Raw genomic sequence first — 22,879 nt, 5'->3', positions numbered from 1 at the left:
TCGGCGACCTGGAGTGGATCAACCCGCCGAGGCCCCGAAAACGCGCCAACCCAGCGCCCGCCACGCACGGAAACACGCCAACTCAAGACAAGCCGCGCACGGAGGCACACCAACCCGCGATCCGCCCGGCACGGAAGCACGCCAACCCAAGACCCCGCCGGGCACGGAGAGCACGCCAACCCAAGACCCCGCCGGGCACGGAGAGCACGCCAACCCAAGACCCCGCCGGGCACGGAGAGCACGCCGGCCAGCGGGCCGGGGCCTCCCTGGGCGGTCAGGCGCCTCGGCCGGCCTCGTAGGGGCGCCCGCGCAGCCCGCCCGACCGTCGGTACGACACCGAGCCACCGTTGACGGCCGCCGGCAGGTCGCCAGGTCGGTCCAGGCCCATGGCGGCTCGGCGTACCCCCTCGCGCTGGGCGGCCAGGCGGCGCTGGGCTTCTCGGCGGGCCGCAGCCCGGCGGGCCTGCTCCCGGCGCACCTCGGCCTGGCGCGCTGCCAGCCAGGCCGCCTCGCGGGCCCGCGCGCGGCGGCGTCGACGCGCGGCGAGGGCCTGACCGCGCAGGTGGACGACGTACGCGGCCAGGAGCAGGAAGGTGACCGAGAAGCCGATCCAGAAGCCGGGGCTGACGAACAGCACGCCGATCAACTCGACGACGTTGAGCAGCAACAGGGCGGCGAGCACTCGGCGGCGCCGGTACACGGCGGGGGTGTGCTGCCGGTGGGGTGGCGGGCGACGGCGGGACCGCTTCGGTGCGGATGGCACGGCGCGCAGCCGGCCGGAGCGGCGACCGGCCGGGGGTGCGGAGACCGGAGCGGTCAACTCTCCGGTATTCGCGTCCTCGCTAAGGGTGACGATCAGTGAACGTGGGGGGTGGACGGGTCGCCGTCCCGGCACAGTGCGGCGCCGCCGATGGCGCTGGAGCACCCGCGCCGTCGACTGCGCCCGCTCCGCCACCAGCCGCTCGGTGGCGTCGTACCGGCGAACCAGTGCCGGGGCCAGGGCGAGCAGGCCGGCGGCGGCGAGGACGGCGAGGAGCACCGAGGTCGGCACCCTCACCCCTCCCGTCACCGAATTCGAAGCAACCGCCACCCGACCGCAGGATCTTCCACCGATCGTGCCTGGGTGCGTGGATAGTCCGGCCGGGGAGCGCTTGCCGTAGCTTGCAGTTACTTGAGGTTACGGCGCGCCGACCGGGATGCCGCCGCGCCGCGCCGATCCCGTCCGTGGGACGGCTCACCGGGCGGTGGCGCGTACCCGATGCCAGCGGGCCAGTAGGCCACCCTCGGCAGCGATCTCCTCGCTCGTCATCGCGTATCCGATGTGGTCCCGCCACGCGCCGTCGATGTGCATGTAGCGCACGTGGTACGACTCCTCGCGAAAGCCCAACTTCTCCACCACCCGCCGAGACGGCCGGTTCTCCGGACGGATGTTGACCTCCACCCGGTGCAGCCCGCCTGGGCCGAACGCGTGGTCCACGGCGAGGGCGAGCGCCGTCGGGATCACACCCTGGCCGGCGACCCGGGCGTCCACCCAGTAGCCGACATAGCCGGAGCAGAGCGCCCGCCGCACGATGCTGCCCACGTTGATGTGCCCGACCAGCCGGTGCCGGTTGGCCTCGCGTAGGCAGACCGCGAACGGCATGCCCTCACCCTCGCGGGCCGAGCGCTGCTGGTCACGGTGCACCCAACGGAACGCGGCCGGTGAGTTCAGCTCGTCCCAGCCGCCGGGCAGCGACGACTCCCAGGGTGCCAGCCAAGCCCGATTGGTCCGCCGCACCTCCGACCACGCCGCAGCGTCGGAGCGCCGGTAGGGCCGCAGCAACACCGGGCCATCCGTCAACTCCACCGGCCAGCCCGGTGCCCGCGCGGGTCCGAAAAGGCTCACCCGCACAGTCTCCCGCGCGGGGCCGTGTCGCGCGCAAGTGGACCCACCGCGTTCAGCACACCCATCCGACGACCACCTGACGCAGACCGCGAGCGGGCCGACCGGAACATCGTCACCGACGGCGGTCCATGAGCAGGACGTCAACGGTGGAACCGGCGGCGGCGGTGGTGACCCGCTCACCGAGCACCAGCAGTCCGTTGGCCTCGGCCAACCCGGAGAGGGTGAACGGCCCACCGCTGAGCGGCTGCACCGTGTACCCGCCACCGCGCCGCTCGGCGACGTGCGCGGGTCGGAACTCGCGCAGCCCCGCCGGGGACGAAACGGTCTCCAGCAGGTGCGCCCGCACGCTGGGTCGGAACACCGGCTCGGCGCCGGCGAGCAGTTGGATGGCGGGGCGGGCCAGCACCTCGAAACCGATCAACGCCGCGCCCGGGTCGCCGGGCAGGCAGACCACCGGCACCTCCTCGGCGCCGACCGTGCCGAACCCGAGCGCGGTGCCGGGATAGAGCGCCACGTCGGTGAACGTGACCGGCCCGGCGCGGCTGCCCTCGCGGCGGGACAGAATCCGGCGGACCATGTCCCCGGGGCCGGTGCCGGTGCCTCCGGTGGTGATGATCAGGTCGGCGCGCAGGGTCTGGTCCTCCAACAACCCGCGCAGCCCCTCCGGGTCGTCGTCGCAGATTCCCACCCGGTACGCCAGTGCGCCCACCTCGGCGGCGGCGGCCGTCAACGCGTGCGAGTTCGCGTCCACCACCTGCCCCGGCTGACTGCCCCGGCCCACGTCGACCAGTTCGTCGCCGGTGGCCACGATGACCACCCGTGGACTGGGCCGGACCACCACGTGCCCGATACCGGTGGCGGCGAAGACCGCGACCAGGGCCGGGGAGACGTACGTGCCGGCCCGGGCGAGCAGAGTGCCGGCGGGCAGCTCCTCACCGGCTCGGCGTACCCCGTACCCCCGTTTGGGGGTGCGGAAGATCTCGACCGCGGCCATGCCCTGGTCGGTCCACTCCACCGGGACCACCACGTCCGCGGCGACCGGCAGCGGCGCCCCGGCGGCCACCGAGAAGCACGAACCGGGGGTGAGCCGGACCGGCCGCCAGCTCGCCGCGCCGAGATCGCCGACCACGTTGAGCCGGATGGTCCGGCCGCCGGGCATGCCGGAGGGGGCCGGGACGTAGCTCGGGCCCCGGCCCCCTCCGGAAATGTCCTCCCAGCGGGCGGCGTAGCCGTCCACGGCCGCCTGGTCGAAGGCCGGGAAGGCGTGCGGCGCGACGACGTCCTCGGCGAGGACGTTGCCGTGCGCCTGGGTGAGATCGAGGTCGAGTGGCGGCAGCGCGCGCAACCTGCGCAGCACGCTGCCCAGGTAGTCGGCGAGCGGCGTCAACTCGTTCGCGGCCGCCTCGGCGTCGGCCGTCGCGGTCATGTACCAGATCCGCCCGCCGCGTCGGCCTTGACGAAGTCGGCCAGCCAGGACCGGAACTCGGTGCCCAGGTCTTCGCGCTCGGCGGCGATCTGCACCACCGTCTGCAGGTAACCCAGCGGCATGCCGGTGTCGTAACGGGTGCCCCGGTAGACGATCGCGTGCACCGGAGTGCCCTCGGTGCGCAGCAATTCCATCGCGTCGGTCAGCTGGATCTCGCCGCCGCTGCCCGGCTTGGTGCGCCGGATCGCGTCGAAGATCTTGCCCGGCAGCACGTATCGGCCGAGCACCGCGAGGTTGCTCGGAGCGTCCTCGGGCTGCGGCTTCTCCACCATCCCGGTCACCCGGACGACCTCGCCGATGTCGGTCAGCTCCGACTCGGCGGGCTCGACGGAGGCGATGCCGTACCGCTTGGTCTCGGCCGGGTCGACCTCGAAGAAGGCGAGCACCACACCGCCGGTGCGGGCCTGCAGCTCCAGCATCGCCGGCAGCAACGGCTCCGACGGCTTGACGAACTCGTCGCCGAGCAGCACCGCGAAGGGTTGGTCGCCGACGTGCGACTCGGCGTACCCGACCGCGTGGCCGAGCCCGAGCTGCTCGGGCTGCCGCACGGTGTAGATCTCGGCCAGCTCGCTGGGCCGACGCACTGCGGCCAGCCGCTCGGCGTCGCCCTTCTGCTCCAGCCTGGCCTCCAGGTCGGGGCGACGGTCGAAGTGGTCCACCATCGACGTCTTACCCCGACCGGTGATCAGCAACACGTCACCGATGCCGGCCTGGGTGGCCTCCTCGACGATGTATTGCAAGACCGGCCGGTCCACGACTGGAAGCAACTCCTTGGGCACCGCCTTGGTGGCCGGCAGGAACCGGGTGGCCAGTCCGGCGGCCGGGATGACGGCCTTGACCGCCAGGGGACGGCCAGTTGCGGCGACCGTCGATGAGGGGTTCGCTGAGTGCTCCGACATGCCGCGAGACTATCGGCCACGGCTCTGCCGCGGCGGGTGTGGCCCAGAAGACGCGCCGCCACCCGGCCCCGGCCGCGCGGCGTCCGGGCCGGCCCGGGCCGCGTCCGCGTCGATGTCCGCCGGCTCGCTGGCCGGGTCGGGCCGTGCGTGCGCAGGCGCCCCTTCCGGTACGCCCACAGCCGGCTCCGACCGGGCGTGCCCGCCCGGCTCCCGGGTGGCCTGCACGGGCTGGCCGGCGCGCGGCAGCCCGTCGGGTGGGCTCACGGCACCCGCGAGCACCGGTATCTCCCGGGTCGTCACGGCGGGGCGCACCTCGGCGACCCGGTACGTGTCGCGGCCGGCGGCCTTGGCCGCGTAGAGGGCGTCGTCGGCGGCTTCGAGCACCTCCCGTCCGGTGCTGCCGTTGTCCGGGTAGACGGCGATGCCCACCGAAACGGTCACCACGACGGGCCCGGCGTACGCCTCGACGGCGATCGGTGTCTCACGGACTGCCGCGCCGAGTCGGTCGGCCACGATCGCCGCTCCCCGCGCGTCGGTCTCCGGCAGCAGCAGCACGAATTCCTCACCGCCCTGCCGGAAGGCCAGGTCGACCTCACGGATCTCCGCACGCATCCGCCGGGCGAACTCGGCAAGCACGGTGTCCCCGGCGGCGTGCCCGTACGTGTCGTTGACGTCCTTGAACCGGTCGAGGTCCAGGGCGAGGACGCTGAGCATCCGCCCGAAGCGGCTGGCCCGTTCCACCTCCCGCCGGATCGACTCGCGCAGGTAGCGGTAGTTCCACAGCCCGGTGAGCGGGTCGGTGAGAGAGAGCCGTTGCGCCTCCTCGTGCACCCGGACGTTGTCGACCGCCACCGCCGCATGCCCGGCGAAGGTGCGCAGGGTTTCCAGGTCGTCGTCGTCGAACTCGTCGGCGCCCAACCGGTCGTAGAGGGCCAGCACACCGAGCGCCGCCGCCACGCCGGCCTCGTCGGGCGGCCCGGAAGCCCCGCTGAGGGTCGCCGCGGCGGTGCCACCCGGGGCGGCGAACGGGACCGCGACGTACGTGCGGCAGCGCGGCTCGACCGGCGAGGCCTCGGTCGGCTCGGCCCTCCCCCGCTGCGGTTCTCCGGTGGCGGCGACGGCGCCGACGACGCCGACACCCACGGGCACCCGGAACGTCTGCGCTCCGGCCGCGTCCCCGTCCGGCCAGCGCCCGTCCAACCCCTCGGTGCACTGGGCGACGAGCACGCCGCCGGTCTCCACCAGCAGCACCGCGCCGGCGCGCGCGCCGGTGGCGCCGATGGCGCTGTGCAGAATCACCCGCAGGATGCGTTGCAGGTCGTGCGTGCTGGCCAGGGTGTCACCGAGCACCGCCAGGTGACCGCGGAGCTGGTCCCGGTTGCTGGTCAGTGCCGCGACGTAGGACCCGGTCTCCCGGGTCATCCGGTTGAACGCGGCGGCCAGCCGGCCCAGCTCGTCACGGCTGCGCACCGGCACGCGGGCGGTCAGGTCGCCGTGGGCCACCCGGTCGACGGCACCGGCCAACTCCGCCAGCGGTCGTGTGGTCACCCGGGCCAGCCGCCAGGCGGTCAGCACGGCGAGCAAACCGGCCACCACGACCACCACGACCAGCGTGGCGTGCAGCCCCGGTGGCCGCTCGCTGGGCACGGAGACCACCAGTGGCAACGGCTGCGCGTCGGACGGCCCGATCCTCCGCACGTACCGGCCCTCGTTCGTTTCGGTGACCTGCTCGCCATCGACGGCGCTGGCGGCGGCCAGCACCGCGTCGCGTACGTCGCGGGACTCGGTCGTGTGGGTGACCCGAGCGGCGCTCGCTCCGCTGTCGAGCAGGGTGACCGCCACTCCCGTCACCGCCGCCAGCCGGGCCACGAAAGCCGGGTCGACCAGCTCCGCTGCGGTCACCGTGCCCTTCAGGGCACCGGCGCGGTCGCGCAGGTCGACCTGGGCCGCCAACGCTCGGACCGGGCTGGCCGAACCCGTGGTCGAGCTGGAGCAGCCCCGCCACGGGGTGGACGGCGCCCCGGGCGAGACGTAGGTGATCTGGCCGGTCATGTCGGTGATCAGCACTGCGGCGGCCAGGCCACGGCCGACCAGTTGGGCGGCGGCGACGGCCGGATCGGCGGTGAGGGCCACGGCGTCGGCGGTGGCGCGTAGCTGCTGGCAGAGCGCGTCGACCGAGGTACGCACGGTGGACGCCGCCACCGCCAGGCGCTCGGTGGAGCGGCTGCGGTCGACGGCGCTGACGGTGGAGGCGACGAAGAGCGCGCCGAGCAGGACCGGCCCGAGCACCACTACGAGGAAGGCTGCTGTCAACCGCCCGCGTAGCGTCACTCGGTCCCCCCGGAAGTTCCGCCTCCGTTGCTTGCGATGCTGACACAGAGCAACCGTGGTAGAGGCGTTGCGTCAGGAGTGTTGCGTGGCGGATTTTTCTGATGAAGCGGAAGTGGCCCGTGCGGCGAAGCGGGAGACGCGTACCGAGCTGCTCGCCCGCCGCCGGTCGCTGAGCGGCTCCACCCGGGCCGTCGCTGCCGGGCGCGTGCAGGCCGAGCTGGTTGCGCTCGTACGCCGGCTGCACCCGCGCCGGATGACGGCGTACGTGCCGGTCGGCTCCGAACCGGGCGGCGCTGACCTGCCGGAGGTGCTGCGGGCGGCATTGCCGGTCGACGCCGAGTTGCTGCTGCCGGTGCTCCTTCCCGACCTGGATCTGGACTGGGCGGCATATACCGGGCCGGGAGCCTTGATCGCGGCGGGTCGGGGTATCCGAGAGCCGGCTGGTGCCCGTCTCGGGGTGGCCGCGGTGGCAGACGCGCAGCTGGTGGTCGTACCGGCTGTCGCGGTCGACCGCCTCGGTCGGCGGCTCGGACGTGGCGGCGGCTCGTACGACCGGGCACTCGCCCGAGTGTCCGAGGCGACGCTGACGGTGGTGCCGCTGCACGACGGCGAGCTGGTCGAAGCGCTGCCAGCGGAGCCGCACGACCGCCTTGTCCGCGCGGTCGTCACCCCCGCCGGCGGTGTGCGTACGCTTGACGCCGGCCCGGGTGCGGCGCACGGTGTCGCGCCCCACACGTCCGCTGGACGAACCCGGGGCGAATGACGCACCATTGGCACTCGAATACGTCGAGTGCCAACTGGCTGAGCCAGATCCGGAGGAGAACGTGCCCACGTACCAGTACGCCTGCACCACGTGCGGTCACCAGCTCGAGGCGGTGCAGTCCTTCTCTGACGAGCCGCTGACCGAGTGCCCGGCGTGTCAGGGGCGGCTGCGCAAGGTCTTCAACTCGGTCGGCATCGTCTTCAAGGGCTCGGGCTTCTACCGCACCGACTCGCGGGCGTCCGGCTCGGAGACCACGGCTGGCGGCACGTCCAGCAAGCCGGCGAAGTCCGAGTCGTCCTCTGGTGAGGGCTCGGGGTCTTCGTCGTCCGGTTCCTCCTCCGCAGGCTCGTCGTCCTCGGGGTCGTCGTCCTCGGGCTCGTCGTCCTCGGGCTCGTCGTCCTCGTCGGGGTCCTCCTCGTCGGGTGGGTCGAGCGGCGGCAAGGCTCCGGCAGCCAGTTCCTCGTCCTGACGCGTCCGCCCGACCGCGCCAGGTCGGGCCTTGATCCACTCAGTTCGCGGATGGCGGCCTGTTCCGCATGGCCGGACAGTCCACGTTCCCCGATCTCCAGCCGATCATCGTCGGTGCCATAGCAGCTGGAGCCGGCTGGCGGGCGTTGTCCACAGGCCAGCCGGTTTTCCACAGGCACCGGTGGCGGCCGGCCACCACCGGCCGGAACGGCCTAACCTGCCGCCACCGGGTGTCGCTGCGACACCCGGTGGACGGGAGGGCGGCAGTGGCGATGGGCGATCCAGACTCCGCGCGGGCGTTACGTCCGTTGCGCCGGCTCAACCTGCCCGGCGGGCGCACCCTGCTCCGAGCCGGCCTGGTCGCCACGCTGCTCGGCCTGGCCGCCGCCGTTCTGCACACTCCGACCGCCTGCCCACCGATCACCGCGCCCTCCGGCGCACCGGCAGGAGCGGACGGCACGACCACACAGATCGGCGAGGTCGGGCCGACGAACCCCGACGGGGGAGGCTCCACCGACGGCAGCGACACGGCCGGGCCACCCGCAACCGGCCCGACCACCGGAGGCAGCCCGACGAGCCCGCTTCCGCTGCCCAGCGGCACTGTCGGGTTGCCGATCCGGTTGGCCGAGCCGGCCGCGCTTGCGGTGGTCCGCCCCGGAGCCCGGGTGGACCTGCTCTCGGCGGCGCCGGGTGGGGCGGGCACCGAGGCGACGCTGCTCGCTCCCACAGCGCTGGTGCTGGACGTGCTGGGTGCCGACGCGACCGACGGGTCCTCGGCGCTCTATCTGGCGCTCCGCCCCGACCAGGCGCAACGCGCCGTCGGGCTCCCGGAGGGCACCCGATTCGCCATCGTCGTCCGCGGCTGAGCGCGAAACCCCACCACTTGGCGGCGAGTGGCCGGGAAGTCTGCGTCAGTCCCAGTGCGGAGGGCGTTCGGCGAGCAGCCAGTCGTCGTTGCCGCCCGTCCGCTCGCCCCAGCCACGGTCGGTGTCGTCGGAGGTCTGCTCCGGCAGCACCACGAAGTCTTCGCTCAGGTCGACGGTGCGGTCTTCATCGCCGCGCGCGCCCTGCGTGCCGGGGTCCATGGTGCTCACGAGCGGCAAGACTAGCGCAGCCGACGGCAGCGGACCGGTCGCCGACGGTGGCACGCCGGCCAGAAACGAACGGGCCGCCGACGGCGTTGGTAGCGTCGGACGGCGTGACGACCCCCAGCGGTGGCAGCACCCCGGACGACTACTGGCGACGGCCCGGCACCGGTGACGAGGCAGCGGCAGACCTTCCCCCCGCCGCGCCCATGACCACACCCGCGAGCGGTTACGCTGGCCCGCCGCCGAGCGTGCCGCCGCCGACCGGTTGGCGTCCACCCGTACATCAGCAGCCGGCACCGCCGCGACGGCTGCCGCCGCAGGACATGGCCGGCCTGGACGTGGCCGAGCAGCAATCGCAGCGAGTGACCTATGGCTTCGGCGCGGCGGCCGGCGTGGTGCTGGTGGTCGTGGTCTGCCTGCTCTGCTCGCGGATCATCTTCTGACGCACTGGACCGCAGGTCAGAGGGTGGTGCCCCAGACGGCCTCGGCGCCGGTGTGGCCGGTCAGGTAGACGTAGACCAGAGCGGCAATGGACAGCGCCACGACCGCCACCGCCAGCACCGGGGTAACCAGCGCCGGAAGCCGGGGCACCCGGCGGTGCCCACTTGTCGCCACCAGCAGCAGGATGGCCACGATCCCGAGCGGCACCACGATGCGGAACAGGATGTCGCCGTAGCGGGAGTGCTCGAAGATCTGGTCGAGGATCTGGCCCTGGAAACCTCGGGCGACCAGCGCATCGGTGAACGCCTCACCCGACTTGACTGCGACGAAGGCTGTCACCGGCGCGGCCACGGCGAGGATGCCCAGGGCCCAGGCCAGCCGGTTCCGCCACCGCGGCAGTCCCACGTACGCGATGGCCAGCACCACCAGCAGCGGCACGAACACGACGACCGCGTGGACCACCAGGACGTGTACCGGTAGACCCAGGATCTCCTCGAACATCGAACCCTCCAGGTGGATCATGGTCAGGGGTTGGTCAGCGTACGGTCCGCGGGACATCCCCCGGCTCTCGACCGGACACACGCACGCCGCCTCGATCGGGTTCACCGTGGTGAGCCGTACCTTCCACCTTCCCGGCTGTGTCGGTGGCCACCCGGACCGGGCGACGGTTGTCGAGGCTGGTCGGGCGTGCTGTCATTGGCCAATGTCCGGTGCCGAGGAGCAGCTGAGATCGAAGGGCTTGCGTGTCACGCGGCCGCGCCTCGCGGTGCTCGACGTGCTGGCCGGCGGCGGCCACCTGGAGGTCGATGAGATCACCCGGCGCGTCCGTGAACGCCTCGACTCGGTCTCCACCCAGGCGATCTACGACGTGCTGGGTGCGCTGTCCCGGGCCGGGCTGTCCCGCCGGATCGAGCCGGCCGGCGGTCCCGCCCGCTACGAGGCGCGCGTGGGCGACAACCACCACCACGTGGTCTGCCGGGGCTGCGGCGAGATCGCCGACATCGACTGCGCGGTGGGCAGCGCGCCGTGCCTGGAGCCGAACGTCGCGCACGGGTTCGAGGTGGACGAGGCGGAAGTGACCTTCTGGGGCCTCTGCCCGAGCTGCCGGGCCCGCCGCTCGGCCGACGTCTGACCGGCGGCACAGGCGGCACGTGGGCGACGGGGTCGGCCCGGCCGTGGCACGCTTGGGCGGTGGACTCCGATGACCTCGGCCTCTTCGGTCCGGGTTCGGTCACGTGGAAGGTGCACGAGGAGCCGATCCTGATCGTCGCCGGCCTGCGCTCGCTCTACCTCCAGGCGTTGCACCCGCGGGCGATGGCCGGGGTCGCGCAGAACAGCAACTACCGCACCGACGCCTGGGGTCGCCTGGTCCGCACCAGCACCTACGTGGCGACCACCGTCTACGGGACCACCGCAGAGGCGGAAGCCGCCGGGGCCCGGCTGCGCCGGCTGCACGCCCGACTGCGGGCCACCGACCCAGCGACCGGCCTGGAGTTTCGGATCGACGATCCGGACCTGCTGCGCTGGGTGCACGTCACCGAGGTCGAGTCGTTCCTCAGCACGGCCCGGCGTGCCGGGCTGCCGCTCACCGACGACGAGGTGGACGGCTATTACACCGAGCAGCGCCGGTCTGCCGCTCTGGTCGGCTTGGACCCGGCCACTGTCCCCGGCACCGCTGCCGAAGTCGCCGAGTACTACCGCGTCGTACGGCCACAGTTGCGGATGACCCGGGAGGCCGCCGAGACGGCGCTCTTCCTCACTGCCCCACCACTGCCGTGGAAGCTGAGCCTGCCGGCCCGGTTGGGGCTCACGCTCGGCCCCCCGCGCTGGGCATACCTGGGGATCGCCGGCACCGCGCTCGCACTGCTGCCGGCCTGGGCGCGCCGCATGTACGGCGGGCTCGGTCTGCCCACCACCGCTCTGTCGGCGGAACTGACCGTGCGCGCACTGCGGCTCGCGTTCGCTGCCGTCCCCCGTCGCTATCTGGAGGGGCCGTTGATCCAGGCGGCCAAGGAACGGGCCGCCCGCCACACCGCTGCCCCGCTGGCCGGCTGACCTGTCTCTTGCGCCCCGAGGGTCACCCGTCAGCGGGCCGGTCCATGGCCGCCCACGGCTCCTTGCCCGGCATCTGGGCGCCGGTCGGGCAGTGCCGCCGAAAGTCGCACCAGCCACAGCGCGGGCCGGGTGCCACCGGGAACGCCTCGTCCGCGTCGGCGCCGTCCGCGACGGCCCGTTCGGCGGTCATGATGTCGCGGGCCGTCTCCTCGGCGCGGGTCAACTGTCGCGCCAGCGACTCGGCGGTGTGGTCGTGACCGGCGACCGTGCCGGTCGGTAGGTGGTGCAGCTCCACCCGACGGCACGGTCGGCGGAACACCCGCTCGGCGGCATACGCGTAGAGCGCCAACGCCTGCGAGCCCCGGGCGTCGTCGGTGTCCAGCCCGGTGCGGCCGGTCTTGTAGTCGACGATGACCAGCTCCGGCCCTTCCGGCCCGGGCCGCGAGTCGATCCGGTCGGCTCGGCCGTTGAACGCCAGCACGGCGGTCTTGACCGCCACCACCCGCTCCACGCCGAGCGGGTCCGCATCGGGCTCCAGCGTCTCGACGTACGCCTCCAACCAGCCCAACGCCCGCCGGTAGGCGGCCCGCTCCTGCTCGCCATCGCGGTAACCCTCACGGACCCAGGTGGCCTTGAGCAGGGTGGTCAACGCCTCGGGGCGGCGCCGGTCGGCGGGCAACGCATACCAGTTTTTCAGGGCGGTGTGCACGCTGGCGCCGAGCGAGTTGTGCGCCCACGGCGGGCCCTTGGGCGGGGCCGGCCGGTCGACGTAGGAGTAGCGGTAGCGGCGTGGGCAGTCCGCATACGCGCCGAGTTTGCTCGGTGTGCAGACGAACAGGCGCTCCGGCATGCCCTCGAAGCCGAGCTGCTCGGCGCCGCCAGCGCGCTGTTGGGGGGCCCGGCCGCCGGCCGCAGGCCGTCCCGCTGAGGAGGATCGTCGCACGCCTGCGATCCTGCCATCCGCCTCCGACATCGTGGGTGTGCCGGTCAGGTCATGTTGACGTACTGCGTGACGAAGGCGAACACCGCGTCGGCGATGAGCTGCACGGCGATCGCGGCCAGCAGCAGGCCGGCGATCCGGGTCAGCACCTCGATCCCCCCGGGACGCAGGATCTTCACGATGCCGCCGGAGAAGCGGAGGACGATCCAGACCGCGAGCATCACGGCGAGGATCGCCACGGCGATGGCGGTGTAGTCGCCCAACCCGTCGGCCTGCTGGACGAAGAGCATGGTCGCCACGATGGCGCCCGGGCCGGCCAGCAGCGGCGTGCCGAGCGGAACCAGCGCGATGTTCGAGGTGGCGTCCGAGCTCGGGCCGTCGGTCTTACCGGTCAGCAACTCCAGGGCGACGAGCACGAGCAACAGCCCACCGGCCGCCTGCAACGCCGGCAGGTCCACGTGCAGGTAGTCCAGCAGGGTCTGCCCCGCCACCGCGAAGACCACGATCACGCCCAGGGCCAGGGTGACGGCCTGCCAGGCCGCCCGATTACGGTCGCGGGCGGGCAGCGGGCCGGTCAACGCCAGGAAGATCGGCACCATGCCCGGCGGGTCAGTGATCACCAGCAGGGTCACGAAAACCTCACCGAACAACTTCAGATCCACGTGATCAACCTATCCGTGCCGCGATCGGGTGAAACTGGGATCAGCCGGAAGCGACCTCGGTCACCCCTTCGGCGACGATCCGCTCGTACGCCTCGACGCTGGTGCTGAAATCTCCGAGCTGGACGGTCTTGTGGGTGCCGTGGAAGTCCGAGGAGCCGGTGACGAACAGGCCCCACTGGGCGGCGAGCCCCCGTACGTGCTCCCGCTCAGCCGGGCTGTGGTCCTCGTGGTCGGCCTCAAGCCCGGCCAGCCCGGCGGCGGCCAGCTCGGCGATCAGCTCGTCGGGCACCACCCGCCCACGCCGGGTGGCCCGGGGATGGGCGAAGACCGGCACGCCGCCGGCCGCCCGGACCAGCCGGATCGCCCGGAACACGTCGATGTCGTCCTTGGGCAGCCGGTACCGCTCGCCAAGCCAGTCCGGGCCGAAGGCCTCCCGGGTGCTGCCGACCAGGCCGGCCCGGATCAGCGCCTGTGCGATGTGCGGGCGGCCCACGGTGCCGCCGCCCGCACCGACCAGGATGTCCGGCCAGCTCACGTCGATGCCGTCGGCGCGCAGCAGCGCGACGATCCGTTCGCCGCGCTCTTCCCGGGCGGCCCGCACCCGGGCCAGCTCGGCAACCAGTTCCGGGTGGTCCGGGTCGAACAGGTACGCCAGCAGGTGCAGCGGCACCGCCGGCCGCATGCCGGACCAGCGACAGGACAACTCCGCGCCCCTGATCAGGCGTAGCCCCGGCGGCAACGCGTCCACGGCCGGAGCCCAGCCGGCAGTGGTGTCGTGGTCGGTGATCGCGAGCACGTCCAGCCCCGCCTTGGAGGCAGCGCCAACCAACTCGGCCGGGGTCAGCGTGCCGTCGCTGGCCGTCGAATGGGTGTGCAGGTCGATCCGCGGGGCGGAGCCGGTACGCGAGGTCACCGTCCGACGCTACCGAGCGACACCCGAGCCCGGCTCGCGGAGGTCACCCCGACCGCGCCGGTCAGAAGCCGGTCACCAGGACTGGCCGGTCTCCGGCTGGTACGCCGGGCACCGGCGCGGGGCTGGCAGGCTTGCCTGCCCGCACACGGCCGACGTCGACCCGGACCAGATTTCCGGTGCCGTCGAGGTAGGAGGCGTGGGACTCGTTGCTCCAGACGATCGCGCCGGTCATCGGCGGGCCGGCCGAAATGGCGGCCGTGCTCGGCCCGAGCCGCCAGAGGTCGACCAGCAGGGCCCGGCTGGCCTTGCCAACCTGCCCGTTCACCAGCAGCCACCGCCCGTCCGTGGAGATCCCGCCGACTCCGTCCTGGTCGAGGTCCGGGCCGCAGCCGGTCTGTGTCGGAGACAGGTGCGTCGGGTCGAGCACGGCCAGGCAGGTCCTGCCCGGGTCGGTCGTGGCGAGCTGGCCGACGAGCCGCCCATCGGGCAGCCCTCCGTAGACGTTGAGCGTCTGCTGACCGACGGCCTCGGGCAGCTCCCCGGCAGCGGGCCGCCACAGGGTATGACCGGCGTTGGCCGGGTCGAGTCGGACCAGCACGCTGTCTCCGACGAACCCGACGGGTTCCGCCTCTGCGGGCGCCGGGGTGCGTGCCGCCCCGATGAGCTGGGTGCCGACCACCCCCGCCACCAGCAGGTCGCTGCCGTCCCGCCAGGCGACCTGGCGGCTGTTCGGTGCCAGGACGATCGGGCCTGCCCCGGCCAGCAGCACCTGCACCAAGCCGTCGTTCTGCACCACCCAGAGGGAGCGACCGGCGGTGGTTGGCGTGCTGACCAACAGCCAACCGTCGCCGTTGGGCAGGAGCTGGGCGCGTTCGGCCGGCCCGACGTCGGGCAGCACCAGCCGCCGTCCGTCGGCGCTGACCAGCGTCTCGCTCGCGAGCATGCCCGCGGATTCTCCGGGCGAGGGGTCGGGTCCTGGGATGCTGGCCGTCGGGATCGGCCGGAGTGACGGGTCCGGGTCACCGATCACCACGATGGGTGCCCCGTCCCGCCCGGTATCGGCACCGAGCTGGGCCATGCCCGCGCTGAGCAGCACGGTGGCGGCCGCCGCGAAGGCGAGGCCGGCTGCGGTGCGTCGACGCCGGATCCGGTTCGCCCGGCGGATGGCTTGGCCCGCCGGGTCGACGCCCTGTGGGCGGGCAAGGGCTACCTGGCGCGAGAGGGTTTCCCGCACCGCACCTTCCAGCTCGTCCGACCGCACCTGGTATGAACGCCGAGGGCCGTCCCTCAGGTTGTCGGGCCGGCCTGGGATTCCGTTCACTGCTGCTCCCCGGAGCCGGTGCCGACGGGCACGGCCGCCGGGGCGGTGGGCAGCACGACCTGCGGGCCGATCGGTCCCGGAGTGGCCGAGCGGGGGGTGGCCGGGCGGGGAGTGGGTCGGGCCGCCGCCTGTCGGGATCGCAGCGACGCGGCGGCACCGCTGGCTGGGGCCGACCGACCGGCAGTGCCGGCTGAGACCGACCGACCGGCAGTGCCGGCTGCGGGGGCCAGGTCCGGTGCGTCGGCGCCCATCCGCCGGCGCAGCGTGGCCAGCGCTCGGGACGACTGGCTCTTCACCGTTCCCGGTGAGATGTCCAGCATCGCAGCGGTCTGCGCCTCCGACATGTCCTCGTAGTAACGCAGCACCAACACCGCCCGCTGCCGGTGGGGCAACTCCCTGAGGTGCCGCCAGAGCAGATCACGGTCAAGTTGCTGCTCGATCTCGTCGACACCGGCCCGCTCAGGCAGCACCTCGGTGGGGCGTTCACCGTGCCAGCGCCGCCGCCACCAACTCGTCGACGTGTTGACCATGACGCGTCGGGCGTACGGCTCGACGGCCTCGATCCCGCCGAGCCGCTTCCATGCGAGGTAGGTCTTGGTCAGCGCCGTCTGGAGCAGATCCTCGGCCGTGGCCCAGTCGCCGCTGAGCAGGTAAGCGGTGCGTAGGAGCGCGGCGGAGCGGGCCGCGACGAACTCGCGGAACTGCTCCTCCAACGGGTCCTTGCTCGCCACCGCCCACCTCCACGCCCCAGTCGTGCTGGCAGGGTGCCACGTCAGAGGCGTTCCGGTCCATGACGAAAGGTGCGCACTTGCTCCGATGTTCGGTCGAAAACCTTCACGCCCCGTCGTCGGCCTTGGCCTCGTCGGCCTCCTTGCCGAGCCGCGCCTCGACCGCCTGCGGCTCGTACATTTCTTCGACCACACGCAGGTAGAGCTCGTTCGGGTTGGGCAGATTCTTGATCTCGCGGAGCGCCTGCTCCTGGCCGGCGGACTCCAGCACGAACGTGCCGTAGTTGAGCGCTCGACCAGTCGGCGTCTGCTCGTATTTCATGTCGGTGACCCGGACCAGCGGCATCATCGCCACCTTGCGGGTGACGATGCCGTTGACCACCATGACCCGCTTGTTGGTCAGGATGAAACGGTCATACCACCAGTCGGCGACTTTCCACGCCACCCAGCCCATGACCGCGAACCAGAGCAGCACGGCGATGGTGGTCAGCGCGCCGACGGCCTGTCCGGCGAGGAAGCCGGAGAGGTAGCCGAGCACGAAGGTCGCCGCGACGCCGATGAGAAGCGGGTTGGTGAGGTGGATCCAGTGCCGCTTCCACTCACCCCGGTAGCGCTCGGTGGGGAAGAGGTAGCGGGCAACCAGCGAGCTGGGCTCGTCTTCCAGTGGCAGCACTCGCCGAGGAGCCGAGCCGGTCGCGTCAGCACGCAACCCGGCCAGCTCGTCCTCGGAGATCTGCGGCTGCTGGTAGCCGGCCTCTGGATCACGGATCCAGGCCCGACCCGAACGGCCCTGGCCGGCATAGCCGGGCCCGTCGCCATAGCCGACGTCGTCCGAAAGGGACGGACCGTCGGACAGGCCGGGCCCGGCCCCGTAGCCCGGGCCGTCATCAGGCCCGATCCGCGGGATCGGCTCGGTGTCACGCTCGCGACGCTCCCGGTCGGGGTCGTCCGGGTCAAAGGGTGGACCGGAGGGGCTGCCCATCGGTGGCTAAGCGACGAGGCTGGTGAAGAAGTCGCCAAACCCTTGGGCGATGTCCATGACCCCGCCGCCGAGCGACTTGAACACATCCGCCGCCGAGTTTGGCCGGTAGGCGACGAAGAAGATCAAGAATGCGATTCCGGCCCAGGTGAGGACCTTCTTGACCATGGCGGGCCATCCTCTCGCGCGGCGCCGGGTCCCATTACCGCAGCGGCACCCAGAGTATCAGTTTGGTGTCGTACAGTGAATATCTGCGTCCGCCTTCCGTCAATCCGGGAGGATTGTCAAACTCTCCCGGATAGGTACGGGGACGGTGCGCCGTACACGAGCTCGGGCGGAGTCCACTCGGTCAGGTCGTGTAACACGACTTCTTCCGCGAGCAGGTGACCCGCACTCGCCGGCCAGGCTATCGCATGGAGCCACATTCCCCGAGCTTCGCCGGCGTACGCGCTTCGATCGTTCGGAGAATTCACCAACCACAGTGGAGTAGGGTGCCCGCCGACCCTGATCCTGGCCTGCCCGATGTGGTCGGGGTGGCCCGGCCCCGGGTCGGTCAGCGCCTCGGCCAGCTCCGGTCCCGGATCCGGGCCGGCCAGACCGGCGAGCCGGGTGCCCAGGCCGACGCCCGGCTCCTCGGCCACGAAGACCAGATCGGCCGGACCACCGCCGAGTGGCGCCGGGCCCGCGCAGGCCACCGCGGTCGCCCGTACACCCGTCCGGTCGTCGCCGGCGTACGCCACGCCGGTGAGAGTCCAGCCGGGCGGCAGCGGCCACGGGCACCACAACGGGGTCACCGGCGGATCCGCCGTCGCGGTGATCCGCTCGACCACGCTCGCCACGATCTCCGCTCCGATGTGCTCGGGGACGTGTAGGGGCGGCACCGGGCCGCAGCGCAGACACCTCGAGTCGGTGTGCATCAGATCCGGCGCCCGTACCGGGCCCCCGCATCTCGGACAACTCACCGCGACACTCACATCCCCACCGTCACCCCGAACCGCCGGCACGTCAAGCCGGAACGTCCGATTCGGGTGTCCGGGCGTGGCTCAGTCCGGCGGCGCGCCGGCGTGGGCACGAATCCAGGCGTGCATCGCGATGCCGCTGGCCACGCCCGCGTTGATCGATCTCGTCGAGCCGTACTGGGCGATGGAGTAGAGCTGGTCGCAGGCGGCGCGGGCCGGCGCGGAGAGTCCGGGCCCTTCCTGGCCGAACAGCAGCACGCAGTCCCGGGGCAGGGCGCCGGTCTCCAGCGGACGCGACCCGGGCAGGTTGTCGATGCCGAACACCGGCAGCCCCTGCTTCACCGCCCAGGCGACGAACTCCTCGATCGTCTCGTGGTGCCGCACGTGCTGGTAGCGATCGGTCACCATGGCGCCGCGCCGGTTCCACCGACGCCGTCCGACGATGTGCACCTCGGCGGCGTTGAACGCATTGGCGTTGCGGACCACCGTGCCGATGTTGAAGTCGTGCTGCCAGTTTTCGATCGCGACGTGGAAGCCATGCCGGTGCCGGTCCAGGTCGGCGACGATCGCCTCGTGCCGCCAGTAGCGGTAGCGGTCGACGACATTGCGCCGGTCCCCCTCCGCCAGCAACTCCGGGTCGTAACGAGGGTCGTCCGGTGGGTCCCCCGGCCAGGGGCCCACGCCCACCTCAAGCTGGTCGTCGGTCACGGTCATCAGAGCGTACGGACCGTTGCTGGCGCTCGTCACCGCGGCCTGCCGGGCGGCGGGCAGGCCGATCAACGCCAGGCGTGGCGCGCTTCGCGCCCCCGGCGCGTTGATCCACTCCAGGTCGCCGATCTGGGGGTATCCCGGACGGCGGATGCCGCCACCTCGGCGAAATGGAGTCGATCAACGCCAGGCGGGGGCGGCGGGCCGGTTGGTCAACGCCAGACGAGGGTCAGCCCAACCCGAGCGCGGCACCGAGTCGGTCCAGGAAGCGCCGGTCCGCTGGGGTGGCCGGCTGGTCCACCCGGCGTCCGCCGGGGCTGGGCACCGCGCGACAGACCCGGGCCGCGACCGACTGCACCCACTGGCGGTACGCGGCCGAGTCCGCCGGGTCGGCGCGCCGCCCCAGGACCCGGCACACCGCCCGGCAGGCGGCCAGCAGGTCCACCAGATCGGTGAGCCGCTCGGCGGGTGGCGGGGTGCCGTCGTGGCGGGCGTAGATCGCGGCGACCACCGCGCGGACCAGATCGCTGTCGAAGGCTCGGCCTGCGGCCACGGCATCCAGGCCGGCGAGACCCGCCATGACCCCCCGTTCCGGGCGGCCAGGGCCGGGAGCTGCGGCGGCGACGAGGACCCGACCGGGCAGGCTGATGAGCAGGTCCCACTCGGTGGCGGAGTAGACAGCGGTGGTCAAGGGTGCGGCTCGGCGACCGGCAGAGGACGGCTCTCCGGCGACGGAGTGGCTCATCGGAACCTCCGGCGCCAGCATATGCCCCGAAAACGGCTACAGGGCCCCTTCCTCAGCAGAACCCGCTGGGGGAAGAGGCCCAGAGACCAAAGAGGCCAGAGGCCGACGGCGGTCGACCCGCCGCGATGCTCAGCGCGGCTCGGGAAGGCGCGGCTCGGGGAAGCTGGGCCGCTCCGGATCCACCCCGTCGGGCACGGCGCTGGCCGCGTACTCCTGTTTGGGGACCATGACCTTGCGCCGGAAGACGCAGACCATCGTGCCGTCCTGGTTGTAGCCGCGGGTCTGGACCGACACCACGCCCCGGTCGGGCTTGGAGCCGGACTCACGCTTGTCCAGCACGGTGGTCTCGCCGTAGATGGTGTCGCCGTGGAAGGTTGGCGCGACGTGCCGCAGCGACTCGACCTCCAGGTTGGCGATCGCCTTCCCACTCACATCGGGCACCGACATGCCGAGCAGCAGTGAGTAGATGTAGTTGCCGACCACGACGTTGCGCTTGAACTGGCTGGCGGTAGCGGCGTAGTGCGCGTCCATGTGCAGCGGGTGGTGGTTCATGGTGAGCAGGCAGAAGAGGTGGTCGTCGTACTCGGTGACGGTCTTGCCCGGCCAGTGCCGGTAGACCGCGCCGACCTCGAACTCCTCGTAGTAGCGGCCGAACTGCATCCTGGTCCCCTTCGACGGAGGGCGATGGAGTTCGGCACAGCATGCCTTACCGGTGGTTAAGGAAACCGGCCGGGAGTGACGGCGGCGGAAATGTCACACCGGCCACTCGCGCGGGGGGAGACGCAATGAGCGGCGGGGCCCTCCCCGGCACCCGCCGCCCACGCTCTGATGCCGAGAATTCTGCCTTACGGCAGCGTAGGTTCAACAGAGACCGAGGTCACATTTATCATTTTGTAACACTACTCTGAGTGACGAGACGAAGGTTGATCAGCGATCTCCGCAGGCCGGATACCTCCTTGTCAAGGGCCAAGTTACCGATTCGTATAGCTCGATCGGGTTGATCTCCCTGGAAACGCTCCCATTACCGCAGGTCACGCAAGTGCGTCATGCATTTGCGATGCGCAGGTCGGGATGAACAGACATGGGTCGATGGCTCTCGACGCCCCCTGGCAGCCCCGAGCACGTTTCGTGCCCCAGCGCCCGGGAATTCGATACGGTCAGCCCTGGTTCTACGGGACGTAGATAAACCGCGGTGATCGGAGAGTGCAATGGCAACCGTTGAGCTGACCTCGACGAACTTCGACGAGGTGACCGGCAACGACGGCATCGTCCTGGTCGACTTCTGGGCCGACTGGTGTGGTCCGTGCAAGCGGTTCGCCCCGGTCTACGAGCGCTCCTCGGAGAAGCACCAGAACATCGTCTTCGGCAAGGTCGACACCGAGGCTCAGCAGGAGCTGGGCGCCAAGTTCGACATCCGGTCGATCCCGACGATCATGGCGATCCGCGACGGCGTCATCGTCTTCGCCCAGCCGGGCGCCCTTCCCGAGTCCGCGCTGGAGAACCTGATCGAGCAGGTCGAAGCGCTGGACATGGACGACGTCCGCAAGCAGCTGGCCGAGCACAACCACTGAGTCGTCCCCACGACGGCACCTGAGGCCGGGCCCGACGCGGGCCCGGCCTTCGCCGTATCCGGGGGGCGCTCACATGATCATCCGCCTGGGCAGCCAGGACTGGCCGTCGGAGGGACCTGGCTCAGCCGGTACATCCCGTATCGTCACGACCTGATGGAGACCCTGACCACCCGCGGGCGCGTGACCCGGCTGGGCGCGACCGCACTCGGTCTCGTCCTGCTGCTGACTGGCACCCTCTGGGGCAGCGACGACGACTTCCCTTTCGGCCCGTTCCGGATGTACGCCACCTCCAACCCGCCGAACGAACCCGCGCCCGACACCCGTGTCGAGGGGGTGGACAGCTCCGGGGCCGTGATCGACCTCGGCCAGGACGCCACCGGCATCCGCCGCGCCGAGATCGAGGGTCAGCAGGCCCGCTACGCCGCCGACCCGACGCTGCTCACCGAGGTCGCCGACGCGTACGCCGAACGCCACCCGGACGCCGCCGCGCTGGTCGAGGTCCGCATCGTCATCCGCTGGCACGGCATCCGCGCCGGCCGACCGACCGGCGAACACACCGATGAAACGGTAGTCCGCTGGCAGGCAACCCGATGAGCCGCTGGCTGACCGAGGCCGTGCCCCGAGGCCGGGTGGCCGCGTTCCGAACCCTGATCTACCTTTTCGTCGCCGCCGACCTGGTGATCTTCACCCCCTGGGTACGCACCCGGGTCAGCGTGCCCGGCGATCTTTACCAACCGCTGTTGATTGGCCGCCTGCTCCCGCTGCCGACGCCGACCCCGGCGCTGGTGGCAGTGATCTTCTGGGCACTGCTGCTGCTCGCGCTCCTCGCCGCGACCGGTCGGGCGCCCCGACTGCTCGGCTGGGCGGTCTGCGCGCTGTACCTGGAGTGGATGATCATCGCGATGAGCTACGGGAAGGTCGACCACGACCGGTTCGGGCTACTCATCGCACTGGCCGTCCTGCCTACCGCCGGTCGTGCCCGCCACGGCGACACCACCCGCACCGAAGCCGGCGGTTGGGCCCTGCGCGTCACCCAGATCGCGGTGATCTGCACGTACTTCCTGGCCGCCTGGGCAAAGCTGCGGTTCGGCGGCCTGGACTGGCTGACCGGCTCGGTCCTGGCCCGCGCGATCATCCGGCGCGGCACCGACCTTGCGGACCTGATCGCCCACGTGCCGTACCTGCTGATCGTCGCCCAGTTCGGCATCGTGGCCTTCGAGCTGCTCAGCCCGGTGGTCTTCCTGCTGCCGGCCCGCTGGCGGCTCGCCATGGTCGGCTTCTTCTACTCGTTCCACGCGGTGACCATCGCGACCATCACGATCTCGTTCGCGCCCCACCTGGCCGCGCTGACCAGCTTCCTGCCGCTGGAGCGGGTCCGCCCGCTGGTCTGGGCCCGCCGGCTCATCGGCCGCCCCGCGCCCGACGCGTCGACCGGCACGACCCGGGACCCGACGGACCCCGAGGCGGCACCGAAGCCGGTCGGAGCCAGTGCGACACCGGCGCCGCTCGGCGATCAGGCCCCGGCGCTCGGGCGACCGGCCGGGCCGTAGAGGCGTTCCCGGGCCTCCTGCGGCAAAGAGCAAGCCGCCGTGCCGCCGGGCAGGCGATGCCGGTTGCGCGCCACCAAGCGGTACACCGGCCAGGCCGCGGCGCGTACCGGCGGAAAACGCAGGCCAGCACCGGCGACCCGCCAGAGCGGACCACTCGCGGCGAGCAGCTTCGCGATGGCGTCCGGCCCGGCGGCGCGTGAGCCGTCCGCGCCGACCCACTGCACGGCCTCCTCGCACTCGGCGGTCGTGAGGCCGAGCGCCTCCAGATCGGTGAACTGCCACGGCACCACCCGTGCGGCGGTGGGGATGCGGCTCTCGATGAACTCCGCGCAGCGCGTGCAGAACGCGCAGTCCCCGTCGTAGACGAAGGTCGACGTCTCCATGGTG

The 22,879-nt window shown here is 72.1% G+C and carries 28 protein-coding genes and 1 pseudogene; 9 read left to right on the top strand and 20 right to left on the bottom strand.

Annotated features, from left to right (window positions below; translation table 11 throughout):
* Positions 1-274: 274 nt before the first annotated feature.
* From ACLQ28_RS08230 to ACLQ28_RS08210, 5 genes are all read right to left on the bottom strand, one after another.
* A complete protein-coding gene (locus ACLQ28_RS08230; protein ID WP_425685588.1) occupies positions 275-1,057 on the bottom strand; it encodes a hypothetical protein in 783 nt (260 codons plus the stop codon).
* Between the two features lie 177 nt (positions 1,058-1,234).
* Positions 1,235-1,885, bottom strand: coding sequence for a GNAT family N-acetyltransferase (locus ACLQ28_RS08225; protein WP_425685587.1), 651 nt, complete (start codon positions 1,883-1,885; stop codon positions 1,235-1,237).
* 112 nt (positions 1,886-1,997) lie between these two features.
* Positions 1,998-3,311 carry a gephyrin-like molybdotransferase Glp gene (gene glp, locus ACLQ28_RS08220; protein ID WP_425685586.1) on the bottom strand — a complete coding sequence of 438 codons (1,314 nt, stop codon included), beginning with the start codon at positions 3,309-3,311 and terminating at the stop codon, positions 1,998-2,000.
* A complete protein-coding gene (locus tag ACLQ28_RS08215; RefSeq protein WP_425685585.1) occupies positions 3,308-4,270 on the bottom strand; it encodes a UTP--glucose-1-phosphate uridylyltransferase in 963 nt (320 codons plus the stop codon). The genes glp and ACLQ28_RS08215 overlap by 4 nt, the downstream gene beginning before the upstream one ends.
* A 9-nt stretch (positions 4,271-4,279) precedes the next feature.
* Positions 4,280-6,601 (bottom strand): diguanylate cyclase, encoded by a 2,322-nt coding sequence (locus tag ACLQ28_RS08210; protein ID WP_425685584.1) that lies wholly within the window; start codon positions 6,599-6,601, stop codon positions 4,280-4,282.
* 85 nt (positions 6,602-6,686) lie between these two features.
* On the opposite strand from ACLQ28_RS08210, the gene ACLQ28_RS08205 reads away from it, so the two are divergent.
* Together ACLQ28_RS08205 and ACLQ28_RS08200 are read left to right on the top strand one after the other, a co-directional pair.
* The gene (locus tag ACLQ28_RS08205; RefSeq protein WP_425685583.1) at positions 6,687-7,364 is read left to right on the top strand and encodes a 5-formyltetrahydrofolate cyclo-ligase; all 678 of its coding nucleotides are present in this window, start codon (positions 6,687-6,689) and stop codon (positions 7,362-7,364) included.
* Positions 7,282-7,518: pseudogene (locus tag ACLQ28_RS08200) on the top strand (FmdB family zinc ribbon protein); the annotation flags it as partial. The gene ACLQ28_RS08205 and the pseudogene ACLQ28_RS08200, both read left to right, overlap by 83 nt.
* Before the next feature lie 62 nt (positions 7,519-7,580).
* On the opposite strand, the gene ACLQ28_RS08195 reads toward ACLQ28_RS08200, so the two are convergent.
* Positions 7,581-7,805 carry a hypothetical protein gene (locus ACLQ28_RS08195; protein WP_425685838.1) on the bottom strand — a complete coding sequence of 75 codons (225 nt, stop codon included), beginning with the start codon at positions 7,803-7,805 and terminating at the stop codon, positions 7,581-7,583.
* A gap of 299 nt (positions 7,806-8,104) precedes the next feature.
* On the opposite strand from ACLQ28_RS08195, the gene ACLQ28_RS08190 reads away from it, so the two are divergent.
* Positions 8,105-8,698, top strand: a complete 594-nt coding sequence (locus ACLQ28_RS08190) for a flagellar biosynthesis protein FlgA (protein WP_425685582.1) — start codon at positions 8,105-8,107, stop codon at positions 8,696-8,698.
* A 45-nt stretch (positions 8,699-8,743) separates the two neighbouring features.
* On the opposite strand, the gene ACLQ28_RS08185 is transcribed toward ACLQ28_RS08190, so the two are convergent.
* Positions 8,744-8,926, bottom strand: coding sequence for a hypothetical protein (locus tag ACLQ28_RS08185; RefSeq protein ID WP_425685581.1), 183 nt, complete (start codon positions 8,924-8,926; stop codon positions 8,744-8,746).
* A gap of 104 nt (positions 8,927-9,030) precedes the next feature.
* Here ACLQ28_RS08185 and ACLQ28_RS08180 point away from each other — a divergent pair, with 104 nt between their 5' ends.
* Complete coding sequence (locus tag ACLQ28_RS08180) at positions 9,031-9,363, top strand: hypothetical protein (RefSeq protein WP_425685580.1); 333 nt, start codon at positions 9,031-9,033, stop codon at positions 9,361-9,363.
* Positions 9,364-9,379: 16 nt separating this feature from the next.
* Here the strand turns inward: ACLQ28_RS08180 and ACLQ28_RS08175 are convergent, their stop codons facing one another.
* On the bottom strand, positions 9,380-9,862 hold the full coding sequence (locus ACLQ28_RS08175; RefSeq protein WP_425685817.1) for a DUF2231 domain-containing protein: 483 nt from the start codon (positions 9,860-9,862) through the stop codon (positions 9,380-9,382).
* A 202-nt stretch (positions 9,863-10,064) separates the two neighbouring features.
* Between ACLQ28_RS08175 and ACLQ28_RS08170 the strand changes: the two genes are divergently transcribed.
* Together ACLQ28_RS08170 and ACLQ28_RS08165 are read left to right on the top strand one after the other, a co-directional pair.
* Positions 10,065-10,493 carry a Fur family transcriptional regulator gene (locus ACLQ28_RS08170; protein ID WP_425685579.1) on the top strand — a complete coding sequence of 143 codons (429 nt, stop codon included), beginning with the start codon at positions 10,065-10,067 and terminating at the stop codon, positions 10,491-10,493.
* A 59-nt stretch (positions 10,494-10,552) separates the two neighbouring features.
* Positions 10,553-11,416 carry an oxygenase MpaB family protein gene (locus ACLQ28_RS08165; RefSeq protein WP_425685578.1) on the top strand — a complete coding sequence of 288 codons (864 nt, stop codon included), beginning with the start codon at positions 10,553-10,555 and terminating at the stop codon, positions 11,414-11,416.
* Between the two features lie 22 nt (positions 11,417-11,438).
* Here the strand turns inward: ACLQ28_RS08165 and ACLQ28_RS08160 are convergent, their stop codons facing one another.
* The 11 genes from ACLQ28_RS08160 to ACLQ28_RS08110 form a co-directional block, all read right to left on the bottom strand.
* Positions 11,439-12,389 (bottom strand): RecB family exonuclease, encoded by a 951-nt coding sequence (locus ACLQ28_RS08160; protein ID WP_425685577.1) that lies wholly within the window; start codon positions 12,387-12,389, stop codon positions 11,439-11,441.
* Between the two features lie 14 nt (positions 12,390-12,403).
* Positions 12,404-13,018, bottom strand: a complete 615-nt coding sequence (locus ACLQ28_RS08155; protein WP_425685576.1) for a MarC family protein — start codon at positions 13,016-13,018, stop codon at positions 12,404-12,406.
* A gap of 40 nt (positions 13,019-13,058) precedes the next feature.
* On the bottom strand, positions 13,059-13,931 hold the full coding sequence (locus tag ACLQ28_RS08150) for a PHP domain-containing protein (RefSeq protein ID WP_425685575.1): 873 nt from the start codon (positions 13,929-13,931) through the stop codon (positions 13,059-13,061).
* 61 nt (positions 13,932-13,992) lie between these two features.
* Complete coding sequence (locus ACLQ28_RS08145; RefSeq protein ID WP_425685574.1) at positions 13,993-15,252, bottom strand: hypothetical protein; 1,260 nt, start codon at positions 15,250-15,252, stop codon at positions 13,993-13,995.
* On the bottom strand, positions 15,249-15,983 hold the full coding sequence (locus ACLQ28_RS08140) for a SigE family RNA polymerase sigma factor (RefSeq protein ID WP_425685573.1): 735 nt from the start codon (positions 15,981-15,983) through the stop codon (positions 15,249-15,251). The genes ACLQ28_RS08145 and ACLQ28_RS08140 overlap by 4 nt, the downstream gene beginning before the upstream one ends.
* A gap of 103 nt (positions 15,984-16,086) precedes the next feature.
* Positions 16,087-16,962, bottom strand: a complete 876-nt coding sequence (locus ACLQ28_RS08135) for a PH domain-containing protein (RefSeq protein ID WP_425685572.1) — start codon at positions 16,960-16,962, stop codon at positions 16,087-16,089.
* Between the two features lie 6 nt (positions 16,963-16,968).
* Positions 16,969-17,127: a hypothetical protein gene (locus ACLQ28_RS08130; protein ID WP_172862153.1), complete on the bottom strand. Its 159-nt coding sequence runs from the start codon at positions 17,125-17,127 to the stop codon at positions 16,969-16,971.
* 116 nt (positions 17,128-17,243) lie between these two features.
* Positions 17,244-17,921 carry a DUF6758 family protein gene (locus ACLQ28_RS08125; RefSeq protein WP_425685816.1) on the bottom strand — a complete coding sequence of 226 codons (678 nt, stop codon included), beginning with the start codon at positions 17,919-17,921 and terminating at the stop codon, positions 17,244-17,246.
* An 81-nt stretch (positions 17,922-18,002) separates the two neighbouring features.
* Entirely contained in the window at positions 18,003-18,626 is a 624-nt protein-coding gene (locus ACLQ28_RS08120; protein WP_425685571.1) for a TrmH family RNA methyltransferase, read from the bottom strand.
* Positions 18,627-18,855: 229 nt separating this feature from the next.
* On the bottom strand, positions 18,856-19,392 hold the full coding sequence (locus ACLQ28_RS08115) for a hypothetical protein (RefSeq protein WP_425685570.1): 537 nt from the start codon (positions 19,390-19,392) through the stop codon (positions 18,856-18,858).
* Between the two features lie 108 nt (positions 19,393-19,500).
* On the bottom strand, positions 19,501-20,031 hold the full coding sequence (locus tag ACLQ28_RS08110; protein WP_425685569.1) for a MaoC family dehydratase: 531 nt from the start codon (positions 20,029-20,031) through the stop codon (positions 19,501-19,503).
* A gap of 548 nt (positions 20,032-20,579) precedes the next feature.
* On the opposite strand from ACLQ28_RS08110, the gene trxA reads away from it, so the two are divergent.
* From trxA to ACLQ28_RS08095, 3 genes are all read left to right on the top strand, one after another.
* Positions 20,580-20,942, top strand: coding sequence for a thioredoxin (gene trxA, locus ACLQ28_RS08105; RefSeq protein ID WP_007455291.1), 363 nt, complete (start codon positions 20,580-20,582; stop codon positions 20,940-20,942).
* A 153-nt stretch (positions 20,943-21,095) separates the two neighbouring features.
* A complete protein-coding gene (locus ACLQ28_RS08100; protein WP_425685568.1) occupies positions 21,096-21,536 on the top strand; it encodes a hypothetical protein in 441 nt (146 codons plus the stop codon).
* Entirely contained in the window at positions 21,533-22,492 is a 960-nt protein-coding gene (locus ACLQ28_RS08095; RefSeq protein ID WP_425685567.1) for an MFS transporter permease, read from the top strand. Before ACLQ28_RS08100 ends, ACLQ28_RS08095 begins: the two co-directional genes overlap by 4 nt.
* Here the strand turns inward: ACLQ28_RS08095 and ACLQ28_RS08090 are convergent.
* Positions 22,456-22,875, bottom strand: coding sequence for a thiol-disulfide oxidoreductase DCC family protein (locus ACLQ28_RS08090; protein ID WP_425685815.1), 420 nt, complete (start codon positions 22,873-22,875; stop codon positions 22,456-22,458). The genes ACLQ28_RS08095 and ACLQ28_RS08090 overlap by 37 nt on opposite strands.
* Between the last annotated feature and the right edge of the window lie 4 nt (positions 22,876-22,879).

The sequence above is a fragment of the Micromonospora sp. DT201 genome, from assembly GCF_049841575.1.
Classification (GTDB): Bacteria; Actinomycetota; Actinomycetes; order Mycobacteriales; family Micromonosporaceae; genus Micromonospora.
The sequence above is the reverse complement of the archived record's forward strand: the minus strand, read 5'-3'. Positions and strand labels throughout refer to the sequence as shown.

Bases quoted from the DNA above. Each gene is read 5' to 3' on its own strand.
- ACLQ28_RS08095 (WP_425685567.1), top strand. From the start codon at position 21,533: ATGAGCCGCTGGCTGACCGAGGCCGTGCCCCGAGGCCGGGTGGCCGCG.
- ACLQ28_RS08175 (WP_425685817.1), bottom strand. From the start codon at position 9,862: ATGTTCGAGGAGATCCTGGGTCTACCGGTACACGTCCTGGTGGTCCAC.
- ACLQ28_RS08215 (WP_425685585.1), bottom strand. From the start codon at position 4,270: ATGTCGGAGCACTCAGCGAACCCCTCATCGACGGTCGCCGCAACTGGC.
- ACLQ28_RS08160 (WP_425685577.1), bottom strand. From the start codon at position 12,389: ATGTCGGAGGCGGATGGCAGGATCGCAGGCGTGCGACGATCCTCCTCA.
- trxA (WP_007455291.1), top strand. From the start codon at position 20,580: ATGGCAACCGTTGAGCTGACCTCGACGAACTTCGACGAGGTGACCGGC.
- glp (WP_425685586.1), bottom strand. From the start codon at position 3,311: ATGACCGCGACGGCCGACGCCGAGGCGGCCGCGAACGAGTTGACGCCG.
- ACLQ28_RS08090 (WP_425685815.1), bottom strand. From the start codon at position 22,875: ATGGAGACGTCGACCTTCGTCTACGACGGGGACTGCGCGTTCTGCACG.
- ACLQ28_RS08115 (WP_425685570.1), bottom strand. From the start codon at position 19,392: ATGCTGGCGCCGGAGGTTCCGATGAGCCACTCCGTCGCCGGAGAGCCG.
- ACLQ28_RS08170 (WP_425685579.1), top strand. From the start codon at position 10,065: ATGTCCGGTGCCGAGGAGCAGCTGAGATCGAAGGGCTTGCGTGTCACG.
- ACLQ28_RS08110 (WP_425685569.1), bottom strand. From the start codon at position 20,031: ATGCAGTTCGGCCGCTACTACGAGGAGTTCGAGGTCGGCGCGGTCTAC.
- ACLQ28_RS08135 (WP_425685572.1), bottom strand. From the start codon at position 16,962: ATGGGCAGCCCCTCCGGTCCACCCTTTGACCCGGACGACCCCGACCGG.
- ACLQ28_RS08100 (WP_425685568.1), top strand. From the start codon at position 21,096: ATGGAGACCCTGACCACCCGCGGGCGCGTGACCCGGCTGGGCGCGACC.
- ACLQ28_RS08190 (WP_425685582.1), top strand. From the start codon at position 8,105: ATGGGCGATCCAGACTCCGCGCGGGCGTTACGTCCGTTGCGCCGGCTC.
- ACLQ28_RS08130 (WP_172862153.1), bottom strand. From the start codon at position 17,127: ATGGTCAAGAAGGTCCTCACCTGGGCCGGAATCGCATTCTTGATCTTC.